The organism is Anaerofustis sp., assembly GCF_019420015.1.
Classification (GTDB): Bacteria; Bacillota; Clostridia; order Eubacteriales; family Anaerofustaceae; genus Anaerofustis.
Genome location: NZ_JAHZIA010000037.1, coordinates 867 through 5,516, shown reverse-complemented (window position 1 = coordinate 5,516; position 4,650 = coordinate 867). Strand labels below are relative to the sequence as shown.

Annotated in this window: 4 protein-coding genes; all 4 read right to left on the bottom strand. The window is 28.1% G+C overall.

Annotated features, from left to right (window positions below):
• The coding region (locus tag QZ357_RS06235) for a hypothetical protein (protein WP_290773291.1) at positions 1-1,031 on the bottom strand (1,031 nt) is incomplete at its 3' end.
• Positions 1,032-1,042: 11 nt separating this feature from the next.
• A complete protein-coding gene (locus tag QZ357_RS06230; protein WP_290773289.1) occupies positions 1,043-1,843 on the bottom strand; it encodes a phage tail domain-containing protein in 801 nt (266 codons plus the stop codon).
• Positions 1,844-1,939: 96 nt separating this feature from the next.
• The gene (locus QZ357_RS06225) at positions 1,940-2,149 is read right to left on the bottom strand and encodes a hypothetical protein (protein ID WP_290773286.1); all 210 of its coding nucleotides are present in this window, start codon (positions 2,147-2,149) and stop codon (positions 1,940-1,942) included.
• Positions 2,150-2,212: 63 nt separating this feature from the next.
• Positions 2,213-4,650, bottom strand: a 2,438-nt coding sequence (locus QZ357_RS06220; protein ID WP_290773283.1) for a hypothetical protein, incomplete at its 5' end; no start/stop codon positions are given.

Below are 4,650 nucleotides of genomic sequence, written 5' to 3'. Positions count from 1 at the left end.
TATTTAACCAATTTTTGATTATCAAGATTATATTCATAGATTGTTTGATAATTACTATACAAAGTATTATAACTTTTGATTTTATTTTGTAATTCTGTTGACATTCCTTCAAACATATTTTCAGAAAAATACCACAAATAATCCGTTCCATTTGGATTGCAGTTTCTAATAGAAGCTGTCATTAAGTCATCACCAGCTTCTAATTTAAAACAATTTTTTACTGAATTTGTATCTGTTTTTAATTGAATATTATTACTAAGTTCATCTGCACTTATAAAAATATTTGTATCATTTCCATATCCTTCTTTAATGTCTGTATTACCACATTTAGGGCAAATATCTGTAAATTCACCACGATAGCCACAAGATACACAATTAGATTCTAAATCATATACTGAAATTGTTCTTAGAATATTTCCGTCTAAATCTGAACAAACATTTATAATAAATAAACAATTTATTTCTTCTGAAATCTCTTGAAAAGCATCATATAGAGATTTGTCATCAAAAGAAAATGTCCTTTGAATATTTGCAATCGTAGGCGAAACATATACAACCTTATAATGTGTAGCCTTCTCCATTATCCTATGTAATAAAGAAGCTTCGGGATGTTCAGAATTGTATAATACAGTAGGAATTTTATAATCTTCTCTTGCTATATCATCTTCTGTATTTATTTCTACTGAATAAAGATTAATTTGTGATAACTCAGAAGTTCCTAAATCTGTACAATTTATTGTTTTAATAACATTGTTTTCAGTTTCAACTGTTTCAATATGTATTTCAAACCATTTATCCCATTCTTTACACCATACTAATTTAAAATTTTTTATTTTATCCCATAAATAATTTTCTTTATTGTCAAGATATTTATAAACTTCAAAAGTGATTTCAGATTCATCTCTAAGGCTATCTTTGATATGAATATTTTGAGATTCTATTAAACCTAATTTATCTCCATTTCTTTCAGCCAATATAAAAGTAGGTGTTCGAGGGTTATTAGCTACATCAAAGTCTATATGAATACTCATATATACACCTCTTACAATCCTAATTTAACAGCAGGTGAATAACCTATCTCTATTTTGCAAGGTAATGAAACTGTTATTTTATTTACTCTATCATTATTTGTATTTGATATTCCAAAAAATTTCCAATTAAAATCCTTATGTACCTTATGAGAGAGTATGGAAGAATAAATAATAGGGTAATCAATAGTTATTACTTCATTTGCTGTGCAATTTTTAATTATGGTTGTTTCAATTTTATCTCCAACTTCATTTGATATTTTTAAATCTCCACTTATGTTTCCTATTGTAATCCTCATATGAGGATATATACAACCTTCATCATCAGATTCATCAATTAAAACTACAATTTGATTAGCTTCTGTTATTTCAAGTTCATAATCTTTTTCCTTATTTAATGCAAAAGGCTTATTAGTTGTCATCTCTAACTCCAATCCATATATTTTTCCACCTACTTCAATATAACTAATATTAAAAGTTGCTTCAAAATAAAAATCTAAATAATCATAAGTCAAATATCTAAAGTTATGATAACCTTTTCTATTTAACCATCTTGCCAATTCTCTTTGTTCATCAACAGTAATCTCCATATCTTCATTATTACAAGTATTTTTACAAATTTGAAATGTATCTTCAAGTATATTCCCATATTTAGAATTAACTAAATAATTTTTAGTTCCATAAGAATTTGAAACAGTACTAAGATTAATGTTTGCACCTTTTACTGTATTAACACCATTAGTGCCAAATTCACAAACCATATAACCTAAATCACTTAATTGTTTTCCATCGTATTCAAAATCTTCAAATCTCAAACGAAACACCTCCTATGGATAAAAGTAATTAGTTCTTTTTAAATATTTTTCTTTTAGGTTTGCTAAATAAAGCTTTTTTAAAACCTCTTATCTCATTCAAGAGGATATTATAATTATTTTTTGTTCTTCTAATTCTTTGAGTTCATTAGTCCATATTTCTTTGATATTTTCTAATTCACTCTTTAAAATATCTATCTTTTCTTGTTCCTCAGAATAAATTTCAATTCTTTTTCTTAACTTATCATTTTCTTCAATAAGTCTTTTATTATTTTTAATTAATATCTCTATTCGTTTATTATCGTCCATAAAACCTCCAAATAAAACAATAAAGGCAGAATAAAAACCAAATTTTATTCTGCCAATATTATATTATTTAATCGTAAATTTGTTTAAGCTTGATTTACCAATCACCCTACTTGTTGTCATAGATTGTACAATTTTTTCAAATCTTTTATCTCTTTGCATAGTATAAATAAATTGTTCGTAATTTGTTACATTTGGTAAATTAATTTCAAAAGACATATCATTATTAAAAGTATTACCGTTTGAAGTAGATGGAATTGAAGGAATATTAAGTTTAAAATTATCCTTAATAAACTTAGTAGGGTCATTAGTTAGGCTATACAAATTTTTTGTAGCATCAGCATTAAGCACACCATCTCCTCTAAATAAAGGTGTAAGTATTGCACCATCAGAAGGTCTAATAATAACCTCTTGCCCTTTTTCCTGAGTCCAAGCTAATTGATTAGAATTAATATAAGCACTTCCGCTTGCATAACCGTTGGCTTTCATCCATTCAAGCAATGCCTTGCTTTGCTTTACATTAGCATAACCTTCCCAATTCTCACCATACTTCTTTTTTAATCCAGAGGCTTGCCAATAATAAGCTCCATATTTTGTGTCAATTCCAAAATATCTCATTCGAGCAACAAGGTTATTATTTATATCTTTAGAATTATCGCCTCTGCCTGACATATTTCCACCTTGCTGAAAGAAGCCATAATCAGGTAGTATGCCCATATTACGGTTGGCATTATCATTAGCTACTTTAATAGTGTTAAGTATATTGGTATTGATAGTCGCAAGCGAACTTTTAATTCCAGTTAAAGAATTTGTAACACCGTTTTTATAAGTGCTTAAAGGGATACCATTGTTCCAAACATCAGTTATAGACTTAGAAACAGTATATCCTACATCTTTAGATTGACTTTGAATAGTATTAATAATTGAATCTGCATTTTTATTTGAGTTATCAATCATATCACTAACTAAGGCATCAACATCATCAAGCCTTTCATTCAAAATCTTTTCATAATCATCATATAAATTATCTAACATTTTTTGCTGGTCTGAAACATATTTATCATATTCAGAATCTTTTAAGTCTGATTGAGCGTTTTCTAAATCAGTTTTAAGCTTTTGAATTTTAGCCTTTGATTCCTCAGATGTATCGCCTTCATAAGCTGATAATTGTTTTTGAATGTCTGTAATACTTTTTGTCTGTTCTGCTATTTTCTTTTGATAATCATATAAATCCTTGGCAGATTCAAGGGCTTCATTTCGTTTATCTATTAATTTTTGTAAGGCATCTAATTCTTTATTAATACCTTCTTCAACCATGTCTTTAATAGCATCTTTTTCGCTTTCAGCTGCCGAAATAGATTCTCTTTGTTTAGAAAGCAAATCTTCTCTACGCTCTAATAAATCTTGATTATAAGGGTCTTTTGCAAGTTCTTTATCAATCTTTTTAATCTCTTTTGCATACTTAGAGGATTGTTCCATATAAACATTATAATTCATACCATGCAAACCCATAGTAGCATTACCTTCGTCAGTTAATTGACCTTTATCGTCATATAACTTATCGCTATCCATAAGATTGATTAAAAAATCTGATTCGTCAGCTATTGCAGAAATCTTTTCTTGTATTGTATCAAAAATACTCCAGTTGGCTTCACGAATAGATTTATTGTATTCTAAAATTGCAGTCTGTGATTCCTTAATTGCAGATTTGGTTTCTTCAATTTGGCTTTTCATCTCATTATAAGCCTGTGAACCTACCTTAATTCTACCTAAATTAACAGCATCATTCAAAGCAACATTCTGTTGTTGTTCCTTTTTTCGCAAATCAATAATATTAGCTCTTTCATTAGAAGTTAATACTGAATAATATTTTGTACTTGTAATATATCCCTTAGTTTCACTTTGAGATATACTTTGTTCAATATCATTCTTTTTACGTTCAAACCTACTTAATATAGAATCCCATTGAGTATTTAGATTATCAAAGTTAGTTTTTGCTAACTCTGACAACTTACTATTCAACTCGGATACGGCATCTCTACATTCATTAGCCTTTTCAATCCACTGTTGATATGTTTGAATTTTTTCTACTAAATCATCATTATCTTTTATAGTAGAAATATCAATAGTTCCATTGTTTACTCTATTTTTCCAATAATCTGAAAGACCTACTGAATTAGCTTCTTTTGTATATCTTGACTGTGCTAATTTTTGAACATCAATTTCGCTACGAATGTTTGCTTGTTCTTTAAATAGTGCTTTTGTGCGTTCATTCCATGTTTTGAATGTATTATTTACTGTATCATCTAATTTAGATATTGCATTTTCAAGTCTTTTAAGGAGAATTTCTATCCAATCAAAGACTTGCTTGCTTTCAGATTTACTGTCTTTATCTTTGTCTGATGAACCGCTGGCTTTAGTTTTTACATTACCTTTATAAGTAATTAAACCATTTCCAGTTGAATTACCATTTGCAAATGCTTTCCCACGCTTTTTACCACTGG